20 protein-coding genes and 2 riboswitches are annotated in these 20,582 nt (G+C 69.0%); of the genes, 11 read left to right on the top strand and 9 right to left on the bottom strand.

Annotation, left to right across the window (positions count from 1 at the left end):
* Positions 1 to 184: 184 nt before the first annotated feature.
* Positions 185 to 448 (top strand): type II toxin-antitoxin system VapB family antitoxin, encoded by a 264-nt coding sequence (gene vapB, locus HWX55_RS29105; RefSeq protein WP_050012619.1) that lies wholly within the window; start codon positions 185 to 187, stop codon positions 446 to 448.
* Complete coding sequence (locus HWX55_RS29100; protein ID WP_080334190.1) at positions 445 to 861, top strand: PIN domain-containing protein; 417 nt, start codon at positions 445 to 447, stop codon at positions 859 to 861. The genes vapB and HWX55_RS29100 overlap by 4 nt, the downstream gene beginning before the upstream one ends.
* Positions 862 to 905: 44 nt before the next feature.
* Here the strand turns inward: HWX55_RS29100 and HWX55_RS29095 are convergent, their stop codons facing one another.
* Together HWX55_RS29095 and HWX55_RS29090 are read right to left on the bottom strand one after the other, a co-directional pair.
* The gene (locus HWX55_RS29095; RefSeq protein WP_175978243.1) at positions 906 to 1,811 is read right to left on the bottom strand and encodes a nucleotidyl transferase AbiEii/AbiGii toxin family protein; all 906 of its coding nucleotides are present in this window, start codon (positions 1,809 to 1,811) and stop codon (positions 906 to 908) included.
* Positions 1,780 to 2,850 carry a type IV toxin-antitoxin system AbiEi family antitoxin gene (locus HWX55_RS29090; protein ID WP_175978260.1) on the bottom strand — a complete coding sequence of 357 codons (1,071 nt, stop codon included), beginning with the start codon at positions 2,848 to 2,850 and terminating at the stop codon, positions 1,780 to 1,782. The genes HWX55_RS29095 and HWX55_RS29090 overlap by 32 nt, the downstream gene beginning before the upstream one ends.
* A 359-nt stretch (positions 2,851 to 3,209) precedes the next feature.
* Between HWX55_RS29090 and HWX55_RS29085 the strand changes: the two genes are divergently transcribed.
* Positions 3,210 to 4,373 (top strand): M20 aminoacylase family protein, encoded by a 1,164-nt coding sequence (locus tag HWX55_RS29085; protein WP_175978242.1) that lies wholly within the window; start codon positions 3,210 to 3,212, stop codon positions 4,371 to 4,373.
* Positions 4,374 to 4,490: 117 nt separating this feature from the next.
* Positions 4,491 to 4,778 (top strand): type II toxin-antitoxin system ParD family antitoxin, encoded by a 288-nt coding sequence (locus tag HWX55_RS29080; RefSeq protein WP_175978241.1) that lies wholly within the window; start codon positions 4,491 to 4,493, stop codon positions 4,776 to 4,778.
* A 35-nt stretch (positions 4,779 to 4,813) separates the two neighbouring features.
* Here HWX55_RS29080 and HWX55_RS29075 read toward each other — a convergent pair whose 3' ends face one another.
* From HWX55_RS29075 to HWX55_RS29055, 5 genes are all read right to left on the bottom strand, one after another.
* Complete coding sequence (locus tag HWX55_RS29075) at positions 4,814 to 6,124, bottom strand: cobyrinate a,c-diamide synthase (RefSeq protein ID WP_175978240.1); 1,311 nt, start codon at positions 6,122 to 6,124, stop codon at positions 4,814 to 4,816.
* 2 nt (positions 6,125 to 6,126) lie between these two features.
* Positions 6,127 to 6,729 carry a cob(I)yrinic acid a,c-diamide adenosyltransferase gene (gene cobO / locus HWX55_RS29070; RefSeq protein WP_050012624.1) on the bottom strand — a complete coding sequence of 201 codons (603 nt, stop codon included), beginning with the start codon at positions 6,727 to 6,729 and terminating at the stop codon, positions 6,127 to 6,129.
* Between the two features lie 34 nt (positions 6,730 to 6,763).
* Positions 6,764 to 7,141 (bottom strand): cobalamin biosynthesis protein, encoded by a 378-nt coding sequence (locus HWX55_RS29065; RefSeq protein ID WP_175978239.1) that lies wholly within the window; start codon positions 7,139 to 7,141, stop codon positions 6,764 to 6,766.
* A complete protein-coding gene (gene cobA, locus HWX55_RS29060) occupies positions 7,138 to 7,947 on the bottom strand; it encodes a uroporphyrinogen-III C-methyltransferase (RefSeq protein ID WP_244140673.1) in 810 nt (269 codons plus the stop codon). The genes HWX55_RS29065 and cobA overlap by 4 nt, the downstream gene beginning before the upstream one ends.
* A 109-nt stretch (positions 7,948 to 8,056) precedes the next feature.
* A riboswitch (cobalamin riboswitch) is annotated at positions 8,057 to 8,293 on the bottom strand.
* Positions 8,294 to 8,361: 68 nt separating this feature from the next.
* Positions 8,362 to 10,500: a TonB-dependent siderophore receptor gene (locus HWX55_RS29055; protein ID WP_175978238.1), complete on the bottom strand. Its 2,139-nt coding sequence runs from the start codon at positions 10,498 to 10,500 to the stop codon at positions 8,362 to 8,364.
* A gap of 152 nt (positions 10,501 to 10,652) precedes the next feature.
* Positions 10,653 to 10,917, top strand: a riboswitch (cobalamin riboswitch).
* Between the two features lie 328 nt (positions 10,918 to 11,245).
* On the opposite strand from HWX55_RS29055, the gene cobW reads away from it, so the two are divergent.
* From cobW to HWX55_RS29020, 7 genes are all read left to right on the top strand, one after another.
* Positions 11,246 to 12,334 carry a cobalamin biosynthesis protein CobW gene (cobW, locus tag HWX55_RS29050; protein ID WP_175978237.1) on the top strand — a complete coding sequence of 363 codons (1,089 nt, stop codon included), beginning with the start codon at positions 11,246 to 11,248 and terminating at the stop codon, positions 12,332 to 12,334.
* 6 nt (positions 12,335 to 12,340) lie between these two features.
* Positions 12,341 to 16,150: a cobaltochelatase subunit CobN gene (gene cobN, locus HWX55_RS29045; protein ID WP_175978236.1), complete on the top strand. Its 3,810-nt coding sequence runs from the start codon at positions 12,341 to 12,343 to the stop codon at positions 16,148 to 16,150.
* Positions 16,147 to 17,232, top strand: a complete 1,086-nt coding sequence (locus tag HWX55_RS29040; RefSeq protein ID WP_175978235.1) for an ATP-binding protein — start codon at positions 16,147 to 16,149, stop codon at positions 17,230 to 17,232. The genes cobN and HWX55_RS29040 overlap by 4 nt, the downstream gene beginning before the upstream one ends.
* Positions 17,233 to 17,300: 68 nt before the next feature.
* On the top strand, positions 17,301 to 17,909 hold the full coding sequence (locus tag HWX55_RS29035) for a VWA domain-containing protein (RefSeq protein WP_175978234.1): 609 nt from the start codon (positions 17,301 to 17,303) through the stop codon (positions 17,907 to 17,909).
* Positions 17,910 to 17,970: 61 nt separating this feature from the next.
* Positions 17,971 to 18,423 (top strand): YaiI/YqxD family protein, encoded by a 453-nt coding sequence (locus HWX55_RS29030; RefSeq protein WP_175978233.1) that lies wholly within the window; start codon positions 17,971 to 17,973, stop codon positions 18,421 to 18,423.
* Positions 18,424 to 18,519: 96 nt separating this feature from the next.
* Positions 18,520 to 19,092 carry a DUF1993 domain-containing protein gene (locus HWX55_RS29025; protein ID WP_175978232.1) on the top strand — a complete coding sequence of 191 codons (573 nt, stop codon included), beginning with the start codon at positions 18,520 to 18,522 and terminating at the stop codon, positions 19,090 to 19,092.
* Between the two features lie 28 nt (positions 19,093 to 19,120).
* Positions 19,121 to 19,447 carry a low molecular weight protein tyrosine phosphatase family protein gene (locus HWX55_RS29020; RefSeq protein ID WP_124652787.1) on the top strand — a complete coding sequence of 109 codons (327 nt, stop codon included), beginning with the start codon at positions 19,121 to 19,123 and terminating at the stop codon, positions 19,445 to 19,447.
* A 45-nt stretch (positions 19,448 to 19,492) separates the two neighbouring features.
* Here HWX55_RS29020 and HWX55_RS29015 read toward each other — a convergent pair whose 3' ends face one another.
* On the bottom strand, positions 19,493 to 19,915 hold the full coding sequence (locus HWX55_RS29015) for an NUDIX hydrolase (RefSeq protein WP_175978231.1): 423 nt from the start codon (positions 19,913 to 19,915) through the stop codon (positions 19,493 to 19,495).
* 157 nt (positions 19,916 to 20,072) lie between these two features.
* Positions 20,073 to 20,333: a hypothetical protein gene (locus HWX55_RS29010; RefSeq protein ID WP_175978230.1), complete on the bottom strand. Its 261-nt coding sequence runs from the start codon at positions 20,331 to 20,333 to the stop codon at positions 20,073 to 20,075.
* Positions 20,334 to 20,582: the final 249 nt, after the last annotated feature.

Below are 20,582 nucleotides of genomic sequence, written 5' to 3'. Positions count from 1 at the left end.
CGGTATATGGACCGCGCGGCCTGCGTCGTGAAGAATGGATCGCTCCTCTCATCGACGACAGGCCGGCAGCATGAATCAGACCTCCTCGACAACGTGGGACGCAACCGCGAATGCGCGTCCCGCCAAATTGACATATGCCAGCATATGTTTAGAATGGGCGCATCGTACTCCCATGGAGTGGCTCATGCGCACTGTTTCCATTTTCAAGAACGCCCGTAACCAGGCAATCCGCATCCCGAAGGACATGGAATTCGAGGGTGTCACGGAACTCGAGATCCGCCGCGAGGGCGACACGCTGCTGTTGCGGCCGGTACGTCCCACGTGGCTGTCGTTCGCGAACGAACCGCTGGCCGATGCCGATTTCCTGGCCGAACGCCCGGCCGTCATCGAGTCCGGTCGCTTCGACCTGTCCGGCGATGCCGACGCGCCGTCGGAGTCCAACCGGTGACCACGCTCTACATGCTCGATACGAATATCTGTTCGTTCATCATGCGCGAGCGGCCGCCCGTGGTGCTGTCGCGGTTGCAGTCGTGCGTCAACGCCCAGCACCGGATCGTCGTGTCGGCCGTGACCTACGCCGAGATGCGCTTTGGCGCGGTGGGCAAGAAAGCGTCGCCGAAGCATGCGGAACTCGTGACGGCCTTCGTTTCGCGGTTGGATGGCGTGCTGTCGTGGGATTCGGCGGCAGTCGACGCCACCGCCGCGATTCGGGCGGATCTCGCCATACGCGGCACGCCGATCGGCGCGAACGATGCGTCGATCGCCGGGCATGCGATCGCGGCCGGCGCGGTGCTGGTCACGAACAACGGCCGCGAATTCAGTCGTGTCGCGGGGTTGCCCGTCGAAGACTGGGTGGCTTGAGCCCGACGCGCGGCAGCGTCGTCCTCTTGCCGGGTTGCGTCACGTCACACGCGGCGGGCGGGTGGGCCGGCAAGAAAGGCGTCACGGAACGCGTCGAGATACCGGTCCGCATCGTCGTCGAACTCACCCGGCAACAGCGCGAACGCACGTGCCAGCAGGTCCTGCCCGAGCATCGCGTACATCGTTTCGTCGGCTAGCAGCGCCTGAATGGCGTCGTGCGTATGCGGTGACGCAATCCGTTTCGCATCGCGCGCCAGCAACGCCGCCGCCGCCAGCTCCGGCTGGAAACCATGCCGTTCCACCAGATCGGGCGCGACGTCCCAGATGCGCTCGCGATTGCCCGCGTCGTGAAAATGCGTGAGCAGGAACAGCAGGTCGTACGCGTCGCTGTTCTGGCGCGCGCGCCGGTCCTTCCACGCAAGCAGCTTCAGCAGCAAGAGCGCCGGCAGGCTGGCCACCGGCACCACGACGCCCGCGCCGACCGACACGGGCAGTGCCGTATCGACCGCCTCCTGGAAACCCAGCACGTTCAGCACGAACTCGCCGCCGGGCGGCCACGCGATTTCCCCGGGCGGCGTTTCGAGCGGCCCGAACGGCACGAGATCGAGTTCGGTGCGAAAACCCGGCGTGCCGCTGTCGAACAGCAGCTTCTGCTGATGCTTCGGCGCGTGCGCGAATTGTCCGGTCGCGACGAGCGCATCGACGAGCTGCGCGTGAAACGGCCAGCTCACCGCGCATACGGCAACGTCGACATCCCGCGTCGCACGCACCGGACGGATGCCGTGCACGTGCCACATCAGAATGTCGCGCGCGGTCGCACCGGCCACGACGAAGGCCGCGTCGAGATGCGCGCAGGCCGCGCCGACCGCTTGCAGCAGCGCGACCGCCGCCGGCTCGAGCGGCCGGCTCGCATCGATTTCAAGCGGGCGGGTGGGCGAGGTATCGGTCATGGAGCTGTGCGGCGGCGGCAAGGTTGCGGCTGTCTCCGGACGAGACGAGATCCGCATAGATCAGAAGCGGCGGCACGAGCGGTACATCCTGCTCGCGCCAGTCGAGCGCCGGCGAGCGCGGCCAGAACGCTTCGAGGATTTCGACGTCGCCACGTTCGTCCGGACGCAGGCGGCCTTGCAGCAGCAGGCGGTTCGGCACGGCGCCGTGCGTATAGACGGTGATCGTGGCCGGCTTCAGATCGTGCGTCAGCAGATCGGCCGCGGGTTCGCCGCCGAGTTGCGCATCGAAGGACGCGAAATCGAAGTCGCGCCACCAGTCGGGCGAGATCGCGGCAAACCGCCGGGCCGGCAACTTCGCGCGCAGGCGGCTCGGGTAGAGCGCGACCCACTCCTGTACGAAGCGCGGCCAGTCGGGAATCAGGCGTTCGCCGTTGCGCCGTTGCGCGACGAGGCCGCGCGCGATCAGATCGTCCATCGCAAGGTTGACCGTGCCGAGCGCGACGCCCGACGCGGCGGCAATCCCCCGATACGGCTGCGCGACGAGGCCCGGCTGCGTCGCGAGCGCGAACATCACGGCGAGCCCCTTCGGCGTGGTCGCGCGCGACGCCTGACGGCGCGGCGTGCGGGCAGGTTTCGGCCGACCGGCGATCATCACGGTGGCCTCCGGCTGGATCAGGCTCGCATTGCCGGCGGTATCGAGAAACGGGATGTCGTGCTCGATCAGGCGGGCGGCCAGTTCGGCGGAAAAATAAGGCGCGACCAGCATCAGCGGCCGCTCGCCCGGCGCCGGCGTGCCGCCGCGGCGACGCAGCGCCGCGAGCGCGCCCTGCAGCGATTCGACGCCGATGCTCACGGCCGCCGGCATCTCGATAGTCTGCCCGGCGATGTCGAAGCGGATCATTGCATCGGCGCGCGCCCGGTACGTCGCCGGCACGCGCACGGGCCGCGCAGCGAAGCGCCGGGTCGCGCGCGCGAACGCGGCACAGGCCTCATCGAGCACGTGCTGTTCCGATATCGGAAGAGGAGCGTTTGCGGGCATCACGGAGGATCGCTTGTTCACTGTTTTGTCAGCGTACACAAAAAATGTACATTCGTCAAAAAATGAACAAACGATCCCAACCATTTGATGTAAATGGATTATTCCAGATTGTTGAGCGACACCCAACGATCCCCTCCGCATGAAAATTCGAACCTGAACACACAGTGTCGTGCGTGCCGATTGCCAGCGGCAGTCGTCCGGACGACATAGCGCTCGCGAGGGCCGCGCTTCGTCCCGTGCGTGGGCGATCCGACCGGCAATCAGTGGTTGCTGTCGTGACGACTTTCTGTCTGTCCGGTTGCCGCTCAACGCACTATCCTTGCCTGCACATTCCCCACTGGACAACAGGAGACGACACCGTGACGCACAGCGTGATCCCCGCAGCCCTCGCCGACGAAATGATCGAGATCCGGCACCGCATCCATGCTCATCCCGAACTGGGTTTCGAGGAATTCGCGACGAGCGACCTCGTCGCCGAGCAGTTGCAGTCGTGGGGCTACGCCGTGCATCGCGGGCTCGGCGGCACCGGCGTCGTCGCGCAGTTGAAAATGGGCGACGGTCAGCGGCGCCTCGGCCTGCGCGCCGACATGGACGCGCTGCCGATCCACGAGGCAACGGGCCTGCCGTACCAGAGCACGATCCCCGGCAAGATGCACGCGTGCGGCCACGACGGCCACACGGCGATGCTGCTCGCGGCCGCGAAGCACCTCGCGCGCGAACGCCGCTTCTCGGGCACGCTGAACCTGATTTTCCAGCCGGCCGAGGAAGGGCTCGGCGGTGCGAAGAAGATGCTCGACGAAGGGCTGTTCGAGCAATTTCCGTGTGACGCGATCTTCGCGATGCACAACATGCCGGGCTTCCCGACCGGCAAGTTCGGTTTCCTGCCGGGGCCGTTCATGGCGTCGTCGGATACCGTCGTCATCGACGTGCAGGGCCGCGGCGGCCACGGCGCGGTGCCGCACCGGGCGATCGATCCGGTCGTCGTGTGCGCGGAGATCGTGCTCGCGCTGCACACGATCGTGTCGCGCAACGTGTCGCCGCTCGACATGGCGATCATCACGGTCGGCGCGATCCACGCGGGCGACGCGCCGAACGTGATTCCCGATCGCGCGCAGATGCGCCTGTCGGTGCGCGCGCTGAAGCCCGACGTGCGCGACCTGCTCGAAACGCGCATCAAGGAGGTCGTCCATGCGCAGGCGGCCGTGTTCGGCGCGACCGCGACGATCGACTACCAGCGCCGCTATCCGGTGCTCGTGAACGATGCGGAGATGACGGCGTTCGCGCGCGGCGTCGCACGCGAATGGGTCGGCGAAGCCAATCTGATCGACGGGATGGTGCCGCTCACCGGCAGCGAGGATTTCGCGTTCCTGCTCGAGAAACGGCCGGGTTGCTACCTGATCATCGGCAACGGCGACGGGAAGGGCGGTTGCATGGTGCACAACCCCGGCTATGACTTCAACGACGCGGCGTTGCCGACCGGTGCGTCGTACTGGGTGAAGCTGACCGAGGCGTTTCTGGTGTGATGGAGGATGCGGCGCGAGGTCGGGGCCGGGCGTTCACGATCCGCTCCCAGCCATGACAGACGGCATGTACCTTGCCTTGGTATATGCCCATCGTGCTCAAACTAAACGAAGTGAACCATGTCGAGAAAGGCGCCTGTTTCTCCAGACGATCACATTGTCGAGTACGTCGGCGCCGACGGGCTGTCGGAGCGATGTTTCGATCGCGACACCATGCGAGCGAGATTGCGGCCGCCCGAATCATCCAACGCACAGGTGCGCGCGTTGCATGACGCGCTGGACGCCGGGGAGGCCTCCGGTCATCCCAAGACGTTCGACGGAGAAACCTTCCTGGCTCGCATGCGGGCGCAACGCGTTGCGGTCAAGGCCGGTCACGCCTGGTCACGCGATTCCTTCCCAGAATCCTGAAGATCGTTGGCGTCGTACCGCCGAAGGCCGGCCGTTCATGTCTCGAATGCTTCCCCGCTGAACAGCGCCACGACCGCATCCGGATTCGACGGCCAGTACATGTGCATGTACGTCGCGACGATCGCGCCGGCGCGATAAACGGCTTCGCCGCTGCCGGCCTCGCCATCGGGCCGGGCGGCGGTCGCGACCGGCGCCAGCGCCGTATCCAGCCGCGAATAATGAAACGTATGGCCGCGCATCGGCCCGGTGCGCGTATCGAGCTGCTGCATGCCGAGCGCGGCGAACCGGCGCTGCATCGTCGCATGCCCCGGCAGCAGGCCGAGCATCGGCGTCGTCGAGCCGTCCACGTCGGTCAGCGATTCGCACAGGTACACCATCCCCCCGCATTCCGCGACGATCGGCCGGCCGGCTGCCGCATGCGCGCGAATCGTCCGTGCGGTCAGGGCATTCCCGGCAAGCGTCGCCGCGTGCAGTTCCGGATAGCCGCCCGGCAAAAACAATGCATCGCAATCGTCGGGCACGGGTTCGTCGGCGAGCGGCGAGAAGAACCGCGGCTCGGCACCGAGCGTATCCAGCAACGCGAGATTGGCCGGATAGATGAACGAAAACGCCGCATCGCGCGCGACCGCGATCCGCTTGCCGGCCAGCGCGCGCGGCAGCGGCGCGGCCACGTCCGGCTCCGCGAACGTGACGGCCGGCGGCAACTCGGCGAGCGCGGTTTGCGCGAGCACATCGGCCGCGCGCTCGAGCCGTGCATCGAGATCGTCGATATCGGCCGGCTGATGCAGCCCGAGATGCCGCTCCGGCAACGCGATGCCCGCATCGGCCGGCACGTGCCCGAGCCAGCGCAGGTCGTCGGGCAACGCCTGTTGCAGCAATTCCGCATGCCGTGCCGATCCGACGCGGTTCGCCAGCACGCCGTGAAACGGCACCTCGGGGCGGAACCGCGCGAGCCCGAACGCGATCGCCGCGAACGTCTGCGCCATCGACTTCGCCGAAATCACCGCGACGACCGGCACGCCGAACGCGACCGCGAGATCGGCGCTGCTCGGCGTGCCGTCGAACAATCCCATCACGCCTTCGATCAGGATCAGGTCCGCGCCGCGCGCGGCGTCGGCGAGCAGCGCGCGGCAACCGGCCTCGCCGACCATCCCGAGGTCGAGCGCGTGCACGGGTGCGCCGCTCGCGCGTTCGAGCAGCATCGGATCGAGAAAATCCGGCCCGGTCTTGAACACGCGCACGCGACGGCCGAGCCGGCGGTGCAGCCGCGCGAGGCCGGCCGTCACCGAGGTCTTGCCCTGTCCGGACGCGGGCGCGCTGACGAACAGCGCGGGGCAGGCCGGCATGCTCAGAACTCCACGCCGCGCTGCGCCTTCACGCCTTGCTCCTTGTACGGATGCTTGACGAGCCGCATTTCGGTGACGAGATCGGCCGCATCGATCAGCGCATCGGGCGCGTGCCGCCCGGTGACGACGACGTGCACCGACTCCGGACGCGCCGTGAGCGTCGCGAGCACTTCGTCGAGCGGCAGGTATTCGTACTTCAGCACGGTGTTCAGCTCGTCGAGGATCACCATCCGGTAATCGCCGCTTTCGATCATCCGGCGCGCCTCGTCCCAGCCCTTGCGCGCGGTCGCGATGTCGGCGTCGCGGTTCTGCGTGTTCCACGTATAGCCGTCGCCCATCGTCACGAAATCGCATTCCGCGACCGCGCCGAGGAAGTCGCGCTCGGACGTATGCAGCGCGCCCTTGATGAACTGCACGACACCGAGCCGCATCCCGTGGCCGAGCACGCGCACGGCCATCCCGAACGCGGCCGTGCTCTTGCCCTTGCCGTTGCCGGTGTGGACGATCAGCAGGCCCTTTTCCTGGGTGGCGGCGGCCTGTTTCTTTTCATGGCCGGCGCGGCGGCGTTCGGCCATCCGCTGATGGGATTCGGAATCGGTCTTCATCGGGAGTCGTCCTGTCGAAAGCGAAACAATGGGTTCAGAGCGGGCCGGCGAGCGCGACCGTCACGCCGTCCCGGATGGATTTGGGGCCGAGCAGCCGGCCGTGCGGCGCGGCCAGCTGCGCGCACGGCTCGGCTACGCCCGCGATGCCGAAGCGGGCGAGCGCGGCGCCGGACGGACCGCTCGCGGCCAGTTCCGGGCGGCTCGCGAGTTGCGCCGCGTCGAACGCGACGAGCGGCCAGCCGCGGCGCGCGCACAGCGTGTGCAGCGCACGGGCGCGCGCCTTGTCGGCGAGCGTCGCGACGAGCGCGGGTTCGGCGGCCGGGTAGCACGCGAGCGCGGCGCGGATCGCGGCATCGAGTTGCGCGGCCGTGACGCCCGCGCGGAAGCCGACGCCAAGCGCGACGCGCATCATGCGCGGCCGCCGAGCGCCGCACGCACCGCCGGATCGTCGGCGAGCGCCGCGACGCGGCCGATCACGACGATCGCCGGCGAGCCGATACCGGTTTCCGCGATGCGCTCGACGAGCGTATCGAGCGTCGCGAGCACGTGGCGCTGTTCGGGGCGCGTCGCGTTCTCGATCGCCGCGCACGGCGTGTCGCCGGGCAACCCGCCGTCGCGCAGCGCCGCGGCAATCGCGTCGAGCCGGCGGATGCCCATGTAGATCACGATCGTCATGCGGGTGGCCGCGAGTGCGCGCCAGTCGGGCTCGTCGGCCCCCGCGCCGTGGCCCGTGACGAAGATCACGCCTTGCGCGTCGCCGCGGTGCGTGACCGGGATGCCGAGCGCGGCCGGCGCGGCGATGCCCGCGGTGATCCCGTTGACGACTTCCACCGGACAACCCGCCGCACCGAGCGCGATCAACTCCTCGCCGCCGCGGCCGAACACGAACGGATCGCCGCCCTTGAGCCGCGCGACGCTGCGGCCCGCGCGCAGGTGCGCGAGCATCGCGGCCACGATCGCCGCCTGCGGCGTCGACGCATGGCCGCCACGCTTGCCGACGTGCTCGATCAGCGCATCGGCGCGCGCATGGCGCAGCACGTCGGGGTTCACGAGATCGTCGACGAGCAGCACGTCGGCCGCGCCGATCGCGCGCACGGCCCTGAGCGTCAGCAGGTCGGCGTCGCCGGGGCCGGCGCCGATCAGCCACGCGCGGCTCATCGCGCGCGGCACGGCGCGCACCGTGTCGAAACAGTGGAACAGGGAAGGCGGGCGGCGCATCGGCGGCCGGCGGGCAGGCAGTGCATGTCGGATCGGGCGAAACCCGCGCGAACGCGGGTGGAATGCGCACCCCATCCGTTCCCCGCGGATCGGGCGTTCGGCGAGCATCGCGCTCGCCCCTTGCGTCGGCCGGTATCCGGGCTGGCCGCTTGCCAGGCCGCAGCCTTCCCGCCCGTCGAAGGGCAGTGGCATCGCGGGCGGCCTGGGCGCACGCGCGGGAAAGCGCGTTGCGCGGGCGGCGTACCGTTGCGGGGACAGCACAGGCCAGGCGGATGTCCGCCTCCTGTTTCCCGTTTAACTGCATGCGCGGAATGCGCATGCGAGCACCGAACGCGGCGCATACGATAGCACAGGGCTTGCGGCGTGCAAGCCCCGGACGACCGGCTGCGCGGGGCGTCGGCGCGGCCCGCGCGGTCAGAACTTGTACGCCGCCGTCAGCGTGAACGTGCGTGGCGCACCGGGCATGATCTGCGCGAGGCCCGTCGCATTCGCGTAATAGTCGCGATCGGTCAGGTTGACGGCCGCCAGCGTGACTTCGAAGTCGCGCGTGCGATAGCCGGCCTTGCCGTCCCAGCGAACGTAGGCGGGCAGTTCGAGCAGGTTGTCGCGATCGGCGTAACGCGCACCTTCGTACACCAGCCCGAGTTCGGCGAAAAATCCGCGCAGCGGCGCATGGCTGACGAACAGGCTGCCGTTCGCCCCGGACACGCCCGCCGACCGCTTGCCCGCGTACTTCGGCTCGGCGTCGACCACCCGCGCGTGTTGCCAGCCGATGCCGCCGCGGACGAACCAGTCGCCCGTGAGCCGGCCGGCGACGCCCAGTTCCAGGCCGCGATTGCGTTCGAGGCCGGTGAGGTCGAAAAAGCCCGGCCGAACCGGGTCGGCGACGCGGCGGTTGTACAGATCGAGCTGAAACAGTGCGAGGGTCGTGGTGAGCGCGCCGCCGCGCCAGTCGCTTTTCACGCCGATCTCGTATTGGCGGTTGTATTGCGGGCCGAGATCGTTGGCGTTGCCGCGCGCGTCCGGCGTGATGCCGATCAGGTCGCCGCCGACCGGCGCGAAGCTCTTGCTGTACGACGCATACACGCTGTGCGCGCGGACCGGCGACCACACGACGCCGAGCCGCGGGCTCCATGCCGTCGTCGTGCGCCGCGAATGCAGATCGTTCAGCACGTTGGTCGAATCGACGTCGAAACGTTCGCCGCGCAGGCCGCCGAGCAACTTCCACGCTCGACCGAGGTCGATGCGGTCCTGCGCGAAGATCGCGTAGTCGCTCACGCGATGACGGTTCATCGCATACGGGCGCGGCGCCGAACCGGCCAGAGCGAAACGATCCGGCCCGCTGATCGGGACCGGCGTCGCGTCGGCCTGCCAGAGCGTCGGGCTGCGTTTCTGCCAGCCGTATTCGATGCCGAACAGCAGATGATGCAGCGCCGGTCCGGTCGCGACCTTGCCGCCCAGTTCGACGCCGGTCTGCACGTTCAGATGCGTCATGTCCTGCAGGTAGCGCGCCCGTTGCACGCGCCGGTAGTCGCGCGGCTTCGTGACGTAGCTTTGCGTGACGTAGGTATTGTCGAAGGTGCTGCGCAAATCCAGCACGCCCAGCGTATGACGCAGTTCCCAGTCGCCGCCGAGCGCGTGCGTGAAGACCGAGCGCCAGTTCATGTTCTGGTCGCGGATGGTGTCGCGTCCCGCCGCGCCGAAGAAGGTCGCGCGCCGCTCGGACGGCAGCGAGTACGCAACGGGTTTGCCGGCCGCGTCGAGCGCGGCGACCGGCGCCGGCATGCCGCGATCGGGCACGCGTCGGTACGCGTCGTATTCGAACTGCAGCAGCCAGCTGCGCCGCGCGTCCCGCCATTTGATCGACGGCGCGACGGTCTGGCGCGTGCCGTCGACGTGGTCGCGGAAGCTGCCGGCGTGTTCGCGCGCGGCATTGAGCCGCACGCTCCATGCGCTCGACAGCATCCGGTTGAGATCGACCGATGCGCCGAGCCGTCCATAACTGCCGGTCGCCGCCGACAGATGGCCGAAGTTTTCCGGCAACGGCTGCTTGGTGATCCGGTTGATGACGCCGCCGCCGCTGCCGCGCCCGTACAGCGCCGCCGCCGGCCCCTTCAGCACTTCGACGCGTTCGATGTTGCCGAGACTGCGCACGTATTGCGCATCGTCGCGCATACCGTCGAGCAGCAGGTCGCCCGCGGCCGAAAAGCCGCGAATGCGGAACGAATCGAAGCGCGTATCCGACGTATTGGACACGCCCGGTACGCCGGCCAGCGCGTCGGCCAGCGTGCGGCCGCCGTAGGACAGCGTTTCGTCGACCGCGACGCTGTCGATGGTTTGCGGGACGTCGCGCGGATCGCTCGCGGTGCGGGTTGCCGTGCTCACGCTTTCGGCGCGCGGATCGTTCGGATGACGGCGGCTGCGCACCTCGAGCGCGGGCAGTTCGTCGTCGAACTCGGCGGCCGGGGCAGGGAAGGAGGCCACGCCGGCGAGCGAGCACAGCGACAGGGCCAGCGCAGGAAAGCGCCGCCCGGAGATATGTCGTTTCGACATGAAAATTTAAGGATGACTGAGTGATTGCCTCACATTGCCGTTGCGCGGTTGCTGGTGTTGTTATCGGGTGAAGTTTATCTCGATCAGTTGAAAACGACAATCATTCGCGTTCGCTGAGGGCCGCTCGCCTTGACGCTCCCGGCCCCGCCGCCTACACTCGCACGCGTTTTGGTGCTCGCGCACGCCGCTCCGGCGCGCGCAGTTAAACGGGAAACAGGGAGCCTGCCTGCGCCGCAGTCGAGCCAACCTGTGCTGCCCCCGCAACGGTAAGCGAACGCGTCGCGCGCAAGCGCCACGCAGCGCCGCTTCGCCGCATGCCATGCGCATGCGGACGACCGCCACTGGATGCCGCGCATCCGGGAAGGCGAAGCGGCGTGTTCGTCAGCCCGGATACCGGCCTAAACGTTGGGGTTCAGCGCCGCGGGGAGGCGGCGCATCGTCCACGGCCGCAGCAGGCCCGACGCCCGGTGTTTCCCGCTGTCTCCTCCGATCTGCCTCCGCGCGAACGCGCCCGGGCCGGCAGGGCGAACGGCAGGCGGCGCAGGCGAGGCCGGCCGCAGCCGTGTTGGCATTCACGATGTCGACCGTTCGCAAGGAAGCACCATGTCCGATTCGTTGTTCCGCCCGCCGTGCGACTGTCCGCGCGGATCACGCGGCGAGCTTCCCGCGCACCGCCCGCTGAATGGCCGCGCCGCCCCCGACGCGACGATCCCGTCCTGATTCCCTCTTCGACACCGGACCTACCATGACCCTACGCAAGCTGCCCGTCACGATCGTCACGGGCTTTCTCGGCAGCGGCAAGACGACGCTGATGCGCCACATCCTGCAGCACGCCGAAGGCCGCCGCATCGCGGTGATCGTCAACGAATTCGGCGAGCTCGGCATCGACGGCGAAATCCTCAAGGGCTGCGGCATCGGCTGCGACGATGCCGACGGCGCGCAGGGCGAAGCGTCGGGCCAGCTGTACGAACTCGCGAACGGCTGCCTGTGCTGCACCGTGCAGGAAGAGTTCTATCCGGTGATGGAAGCGCTCGTCGAGCGCCGCGCGGACATCGACCACGTGCTGATCGAGACGTCGGGCCTCGCGCTGCCGAAGCCGCTCGTGCAGGCGTTCAACTGGCCGACGATCCGCAACAGCTTCACGGTCGACGCGGTCGTGACCGTCGTCGACGGGCCGGCCGCCGCGAGCGGCCAGTTCGCGGAAAACCCGCAGGCCGTCGATGCGCAGCGCCGCGCCGATCCGAACCTCGACCACGAATCGCCGCTGCACGAACTGTTCGCCGATCAACTGTCGTCCGCCGATCTCGTGATCGTGAACAAGGCCGACCTCGTCGGCGACGCCGAGTTCGCGCAGATCGAAACCGCGATCCGCGAAGAAATCCCGCCGCAGGTGAAGATCGTGCGTGCGACGCGCGGCGAGCTCGATCTCGCGATGCTGCTCGGCCTCGAATCGGCGTCGGAGGACACGATCCATCTGCGGCACGACCATCACGGCTCGGCCGACGACGGCGATCACGATCATCATCACGACGATTTCGATTCGGTCGTGGTATCGGGCGACGCCGGCACGCGCGAAGCGACGATCGCCGCATTGCAGCGGGTGGTCGAAGCGCACACGATCTATCGCGCGAAAGGTTTCGCCGCGCTGCCCGGCGCGCCGATGCGGCTCGTGATCCAGGGCGTCGGCCGCCGTTTCGACAGCTATTTCGACCGCCGCTGGCAGGACGGCGAAACGCGCGCGAGCCGCTTCGTGCTGATCGGCGAGGATCTCGACGCCGCCGTGCTGCAACGCGCGTTCGACGCCGCGTGCGCGGCCGAGCCGCAACAGGCGTAACGCACGATGCATCTGTTGCGCACCACGCCGGGCGGCTTCGTCGACGATACGCAGGGCGTCGTCCGGATCGACCAGCAGCCGGCCGACATCGTGATCCTGAGTTCGGCCGACACGACGCTGTCGCTGCTCGCGAGCGTCGTGCCGCACTTGCCGGCCGGGTTCCCGAGCGTGCGGCTCGCGAACGTCACGTTCCTGCGGCAGCCTGCGTCGGTCGATTTCTATGTCGACGACGTGCTGCGTCACGCGAAGACGGTCGTGATCGATCATCTCGGCGGCGAAGCGTACTGGCCGTACGGGATCGAGCAGGCCGTGTCGCTCGCGTCGAAGCGCGGGCAGCAGCTCGCGATGTTCTCGGGCGACCTGCAGGAGGACCCGAACCTCGTCGCGAAGAGCACGGTCGAGGCCGAGCTGTGCCGGCTGTGGTGGCGCTATCTGCGCGAAGGCGGCGTGCACAACGCCGACGCGCTGCTGCGCAGTATCGCGTTTCACACGCTCGGGTTCGGCGACGAGCCCGAACCGCCGCGCCCGCTGCCGGCCGCCGCGCTGTATCACCCGGCGCGCGACCGCGCGAGCGTCGACGACTGGCGGCCGCGCTGGACGCCGGGCGCGCCGGTCGTCGCGATCCTGTTCTATCGTGCGCACTGGCAGGCCGCGAACACGGCCGTGTTCGACGCGCTGGCCGATGCATTGATCGACGAAGGATTGAATCCGCTGCCGATCGCGGTGACGTCGCTGAAGGACGCGGTGAGCCGCGAGGTCATCACGCAGCTCTGCGATACGCACGACGTCGCGCTTGTACTCAACACCACCGCGTTCGCGGCCGGCGCGATCGACAGCGCCGAGCCCGACGTGCTGGCCGGCGACGCGCCGGTGCTGCAGGTGATCCTGTCCGGCGGCAATCGCGACGCGTGGGTGGCCGACAACCAGGGGCTACACGCCCGCGACATCGCGATGCATGTCGCGCTGCCCGAAGTCGATGGGCGCATCGTCACGCGCGCGGTCAGCTTCAAGGGGCTCGCGTATCGTTGCCCGCACACTGAAGTCGACGTCGTGCGCTACCAGCCGGATGCGGAGCGGATCGCGTTCGTCGCGGCGCTCGCGCGCGGCTGGTGCCGGCTGCGCACGCTGGATAACGCAGACAAGCGCATCGCGCTGATTCTCGCGAACTATCCGCAAAGCGAAGGACGGATCGGCAACGGCGTCGGGCTCGACACGCCGGCATCCGCGCTGCGCGTGCTCGCGGCGCTGCACGATGCAGGCCACACGGTGGCCGACCTGCCGCCCGACGGTGATGCGCTGATCGCGCGACTCACCGAAGGCGTGACCAACGATCCCGCCGTGCGCACGCTGCGTCCCGCGTTTCAGAGTTACGCGCTGGCCGACTACGTCGCGCGCTTCGCGCGACTGCCGGCGGCCGTGCGCGACGCGCTGAACGAACGCTGGGGGCCGCCCGAAGCGGACCCGACGCTGCGGCAGCAGCGCTTCACGATCGCCGGCTGGCGCGCGGGCAACGTGTTCGTCGGCATCCAGCCGTCGCGCTCGCGCGACGACAACGACTACGCGAGCTACCACGATGCGGATCTCGTGCCGCCGCACGCGTATCTCGCGTTCTATTTCTGGCTGCGCGATGCGTATCGCGTCGACGCGGTCATCCATCTCGGCAAGCACGGCAACCTCGAATGGCTGCCGGGCAAGAGCATCGCGCTGTCCGACGCGTGCTGGCCCGACCTGACGCTCGGGCCGCTGCCGCACCTGTATCCGTTCATCGTCAACGATCCGGGCGAGGGCAGCCAGGCGAAGCGCCGCGCGCAGGCGGTGATCGTCGATCACCTGATGCCGCCGCTCACGCGCGCGGAAAATTACGGCCCGCTGCAGGATCTCGAACGGCAGGTCGACGAATACTACGAAGCGCTGATGGTCGATGCGCGGCGCGCGAAGCTGCTGCGCAAGACGATTCTCGCGACGATCGCCGAACATCGTCTGCACGACGAACTGAGCGTGTCGCCGCCGCGCGATGCGGGCGACGAGGATGCGCTGCTCACGCGCGTCGATGCATGGCTGTGCGAATTGAAGGAAGCGCAGATTCGCGACGGGCTGCACGTGTTCGGCGCATCGCCGGTCGAGCGCCAGCGGCGCGACACGTTGCTCGCGCTCGCACGCTTCCCGATCGGCGACGGCAAGGGTGGACGGGCCGGGTTAATCGGCGCGCTCGCGCGCGATCTCGCGCTTGGCGACGCATTCGATCCGCTCGCGGCCGACTGGGCCGCACCGTGGACCGGGCCGCGGCCGGCCGTGCTGCAAACGCTCGATGCGTCGCCGTGGCGGCATGCGGGCGATACGCGCGAGCGGCTCGAACGGCTCGCGCAGCATTGGCTGAACGTCGTATGCGGAACCGCTTCGGAGGATTCCGGCCTCGACATTCCGCCGCCCGGCGAATGGCCGCATACGCTCGCGGTGCTCGAACGCGTGCGCTCGACGCTGTTGCCTGCGCTCGACGCGTGCGGCGGCGAGGAAATGCGGCAGTTGCTGCGCGGGCTCGACGGCCGCTTCGTGCCGCCGGGGCCGAGCGGTTCGCCGTCGCGCGGCCGTCCCGACGTGCTGCCCACGGGCCGCAACTTCTACTCGGTCGATACGCGTGCGGTGCCGACGCAGGCCGCGTGGTCGCTCGGCCTGAAATCCGCACAGCAACTGATCGAGCGCCATCTGCAGGATCACGGCGACTATCCGCGCGCAATCGGCCTGTCGGTCTGGGGCACGGCCACGATGCGCACCGGCGGCGACGATATCGCGCAGGCGTTCGCGCTGATCGGCGTGCGCCCGAAATGGGCGCACGGCAGCCATCGCGTGACCGACTTCGAGATCCTGCCGATCGAGATCTTCGATCGGCCGCGCATCGACGTGACGCTGCGCGTGTCGGGCTTCTTCCGCGACGCGTTCCCGAACCTGATGCACCTGTTCGACGCGGCCGTGCAGGCGGTTGCCGCACTCGACGAGCCCGAGGAACTGAACCCGATCCGCGCGCGCATCGAGCGCGAACGCGAGAAGTGGATCGCGCAGGGCGTGGCGCCCGACGACGCGCGGCGCCGCGCCGGCTGGCGCGTGTTCGGCGCGCGGCCGGGCAGCTACGGCGCGGGCCTGCAGGACCTGATCGACCAGCGCCGCTGGCAGACCGACGCCGATCTCGCGGATGCCTACCGCCAATGGGGCGGCCATGCATACGCGCAGAACAGCGCGGGCGACGCGGCGCCCGACGTGTTCGGCGAGCGGCTCGCGACGATCGACGTCGTCGTGCAGAACCAGGACAGCCGCGAGCACGACATCCTCGATTCGAACGACTACTACCAATTCCAGGGTGGAATGACGGCGGCGGTGCGGCACCTGTCCGGGCAGCAGCCGAGTATCTATCACGGCGACCATGCGAACCCGGTCGCGCCGAAGATGCGCACGCTGCGCGAGGAAATCGCACGCGTGATCCGCTCGCGCGTCGTGAACCCGAAATGGCTCGACGGCGTAAAGCGTCACGGTTACAAGGGCGCGGCCGAACTCGCCGCGACCGTCGACTACCTGTACGGCTATGACGCGACCGCACGCGTGCTGTCCGATCACCAGTACGCGCTCGTCGCCGACGCGTACCTGTTCGACGACGCCACCCGCGCGTTTCTCGAACGGCACAACCCGAAGGCGCTGCACGGCATCTGCGAGCGCTTCGTCGAAGCGATGCAGCGCGGGCTGTGGCAGCAGCCGGGCCTTTATCGCGAGCGGATCGAGGCGATCTGGCTCGCCAGCGAACAACGTCAGGAAGGAGGACGGCGATGACCGATCCGACGACGCACCGCGCCCGCGCGGTTTTTCCGTTTGCGGCACTCGTCGCGCAGGACGCGTTGCAGCAGGCGCTGCTGCTCGCCGCGATCGACCCGTCGCTCGGCGGCGTGCTCGTCAGCGGCCCGCGCGGCACCGCGAAATCGACGGCCGCGCGCGGCCTCGCGGAGCTGCTGCCGGAAGGGCAGTTCGTCACGCTGCCGCTGTCGGCGAGCGACGAGCAGGTGACGGGCACGCTCGATCTCGCGCATGCGCTTGCCGAAAACGGCGTGCGCTTCCGGCCGGGCCTGCTGGCTCGCGCGCATCTCGGCGTGCTGTATGTCGACGAAGTGAACCTGCTCGCCGACGGGCTCGTCGATACGCTGCTCGACGTCGCCGCGAGCGGCGTGAACATCGTCGAGCGCGATGGCGTGTCGCACGCGCACGACGCGCGCTTCGTGCTGGTCGGCACGATGAATCCCGAGGAGGGCGAGTTGCGTCCGCAACTGCTCGACCGCTTCGGGCTGATGGTCGAACTGGAGAATTGCTTCGACGCCGCCCAGCGCGAGCGGATCGTGAAGGCGCGTCTTGCGTTCGATCTCGATCCGGATGCGTTTCGTACGCGTCACGCGGCTGCCCAGCGGGAACTCGCGGGCCGGATTCACGCGGCGCGCGCGCGGCTGTCGGCGCTGGATTTCGACGATACGGTCCATGCGTGCGTCAGCGCGCTGTGCATCGATGCGGCCGTCGACGGGTTGCGCGCCGATCTCGTGATGCTGCGCGCCGCGCGTGCGCTGGCCGCGCTGGAGCAGGCCGACGCGGTGACGGTGTCGCATGTGGCACGCGTGGCCGAAGCCGTGCTGCGGCATCGGCGCCATGCGGGGCCGCCGCCGTCGCAGCAGTCGTCGCAACAAGGGGGCGAGCGCGACGATCGTTCGCGGTCGGACACCCCACAGCAGCCTGACAAGCGACACGGCGGCACCGACGACGCAGAGGCCGACGCGTCCGCATCGCAGGGCGACTGGGGCTACCTGCCGCCCGAACCGGCCGGGCTGCGCGATGTAAAAAGCGTGGTGCCGCTGCCGCTAAAAAAACGCTGAGCCATCGAGCCGGCGCCGCCGCGAACGCGATTCGCGGTCCTCGATGGCAGTCAGGCGCCGCCGCGCGCGTGCCGGGCACGGTGCGCGCGGGCACGGCCGTCGCGTGGCCGGCGACGCTCGCCGCGAAACGCGGCGGCCCGCTGCATCGCGATCATCTGCGCTACGGGAAACGCGCGGGCACGCCGCACGCGCTACATTGCTTCGTGCTCGATTGTTCGGCGTCGATGTTGTCGCATGAGCGGCTCGCGCTCGCGAAGGGGCTGATCGTCGCGTATTTCGATCAGGCCGCGCGCGCACGCGTCGAAACCGCGCTGATCTGCTTCGGCGGCAACGGCGCCGCGCGGCGCTTCGGCCCGGCCGTACCGCGCTGGTGGAACGCGCGCTGGCTCGAGCCGGTCGACGGCGGCGGCGGCACGCCGCTCGCGGACGGTATCGCGACCGCCGCGCAATTGCTTGCCCGCGCCGCTCGCCGCGAGCCCGGCAAGCAGCGCTGGCTGTGGGTGCTGTCCGACGGCCGCACGCGCGAGATGCCGGCCAAACCCGCGGCGGCCGATCACGTCGTGTTCGTCGACTTCGACGATGCGGCCGTGCGAATCGGGCAGGGCGCGCGGCTCGCCGCGGCGTGGGGCGCGCGATGGATGACGGCCGACGCGCTTCGCACGGATCTCGCCGGCTGATGGCCGGCCGGCGGTGCGCTATGATCGGCGTTTGCGCTTCTGCCCACTGGAAACCCCCGCCATGCAAGTACTGGTCGATGCCGACGCATGTCCCGCCGTCATCAAGGACATGCTGTTTCGCGCCGCGCGTCGCGCCGAAATCCACGTGACGCTGGTCGCGAACCAGTTTCTGCGTACGCCGCCGTCGCCGTTCATCAAGGCCGTGCAGGTGCCGGCCGGCTTCGACGTGGCCGATGCGCGCATCGTCGAGCTGGCGGAATCCGGCGACCTCGTGATCACCGCCGACATCCCGCTGGCCGCCGCCGTCCTCGACAAGGGTGCGCATGCGCTCGACCCGCGCGGCAACTGGTTCAGCCGCGAGAACATCGAGGAGCGCCTGTCGACGCGCGCGATGATGGACCAGTTGCGCAGCGCGGGCATCGACACCGGCGGGCCGGCGCCGTTCAGCGCGCGCGACGGCAAGACGTTCGCGTCGCAGTTCGACCGGTTCCTCGCGCGGCACGGCAAGCCTTAACGGCATGCGTTGACGCCCGCCGGCGGCCGGTCAGGATGCAGGTTCGTGCCGACGCTGCTATCGTGTGGCGCGAACCCTCAGCACAGGAGCGCACGCGTGTCACCGACCCAACTTCTCGTTCCGACCTACACCCAGATGCTGCGCGCACAGTCCGCGTGGCTTGACAAGGCCGTCGCGCACCGGCAGGCCGCCGGTGACGAACCCGACGCGGCGATGACGCTGAGGCTCGCGCCCGACATGTATCCGCTCGCCGCACAGGTGCGCCTCTCGTGTTTCCAGGCGATGGAGCCGGTTCACCGGCTGCGTGGCGAACCGCTGCCGGCGGCATTGTTGGCGCTGCGTGAGGCCGGCTGGAACGCCGATGCGCAACCCGGCTCGCCGGCCGATGCGCAGGCGCTCATCGCCGGCACGCTCGCCTTTCTCGGCGAACTCGCGCCCGATGCGCTCGATGGCGGTGCAGCGCTGCCGATCTCGCTCGAGATGCCGAACGGGGTCGCGTTCGACATGACCGGCGAACAGTACGCGCGCGACTGGGCGCTGCCGCAGTTCTACTTTCACGCGATCGCCGCGTACGCGATCCTGCGCCATCACGGCGTCGAACTCGGCAAGGCCGATTACGTGCCGCACATGCTCGCGTACGTGCGGCCGGGCACGATTCCGCAAGGTTGAGCCGGCCTCCGGGCGGCCGCGAAGCGACATGGCACGTGCTCTGTTCATCTGCAGCCGCAACCGGCTGCGCAGCCCGACGGCCGAAGCGGTGTTCGCCGCGTGGCCGGGCGTCGAAACCGACTCCGCGGGCCTCGCGCCGGACGCGGATGTACGGCTGTCCGCCGAGCAGCTCGATTGGGCGGACATCGTGTTCGTGATGGAGCGCGCGCACAAAGCGCGACTGTCGGCGCAATTCGGTGCGCATCTGAAGCACCGGAAGATCGTCTGCCTCGACATCCCCGACCGCTACGCGTTCATGCAGCCCGAACTCGTCGCGCTGCTCGAACGCAAGGCCGGCCCGTTCCTGCGCGCGTAATCGCCGCGAGCCGTGCCTCAGCCTGAGCCTGAGCCGGCACCGACCTTAGCGAAGCGGTTCGCTCACGAATGCGGAGAAACAGTCGAGCCGCAGCAGCTCGATGATCTTGCGTGTTGGCACGCTCGCCCGCAGCGTGTCGAGCCGGTCGATGGCGAACCACTTGCAGTGGGCGATCTCGTTGCTCGCGCGCGGCATCAGGTGCGCCGGCACGTCGGCCACGAACACGTGATGCAGTTTCGTCAGCCCGCCGAACTGCACCGCGTAGTCGAGCGCGAGTCCCTCGAGCCGGGTTTCCTCCGCGAGTTCCCGCCGCGCGGCTTCGAGCGGCGTCTCGCCGCGCCGGATCGTGCCGCCCGGCAGCGACCAGCGCGCCGTGGTGCGCGCGACCAGCAGCACGCTGCTGCGCTGGCGGCACACGATCGTGGCGCGTTCCTTGATGACGGCGAGGGTATCCGGCCCGGTGCTCATGTTCTGGCAAGACAGGTGCTGAATCGTGGAGAGAAGTGCACGCCGGCGGCCGTTGTCCGACAGCAGGCGGCGACGGCATGCAAGCCGCCGCGCCGATGTTACCGGCCGTTCGTGACAATTCCGTGCACCGCGGTCGCACGACGGAACGGACGAAAGCTCATGCGTGCGTGTAGATCCCGCTGCGCGTCGGCTTCGCGTGGCGCGAATGGCGGCGTTTGTGAACCGCCCGCCGGTGATGATGCGATGGCGCGGTGATGTGCCGACGTGCGGGCGCGGGCCGGGCCGCCGGCGCGGCGGCATGCGGCGCGGCGCCCGGCATCCCGGTTTGCCCTTCGCCGAAATGGAAAGTCTGGTTCTGCGCATGCGCGACGCCCAGCGTCGACGCCAGCACGAAGGCCGCCAGCCACAATCGTTTCATGAATGTTCCGCCTCGTATCGTTCGGATGAACGTGGCCCGCCAGCTTAGCGAACAGCGAGGCGCCACCGCAACCGGCCCGCGTTCGGCATCGTCCCCGCTTGCGCGCGACGACGCGAGCCGCGCGGCAGCCGGGTCCCTTCGGGCTTGACAACATAATTCTCCAGTGTGAATATAAATTCACGCACAAGAATTATTCATCGAATCCGGAGAAGCGGCGCGCAAGCGCGGGACCACCGGAACCGGCAGTCC

Source organism: Burkholderia sp. BCC1047 (assembly GCF_902833155.1).
Lineage (GTDB): Bacteria > Pseudomonadota > Gammaproteobacteria > Burkholderiales > Burkholderiaceae > Burkholderia > Burkholderia sola.
Note: the sequence above shows the minus strand (reverse complement) of the source record. Positions and strands in the feature narration are given on the sequence as shown.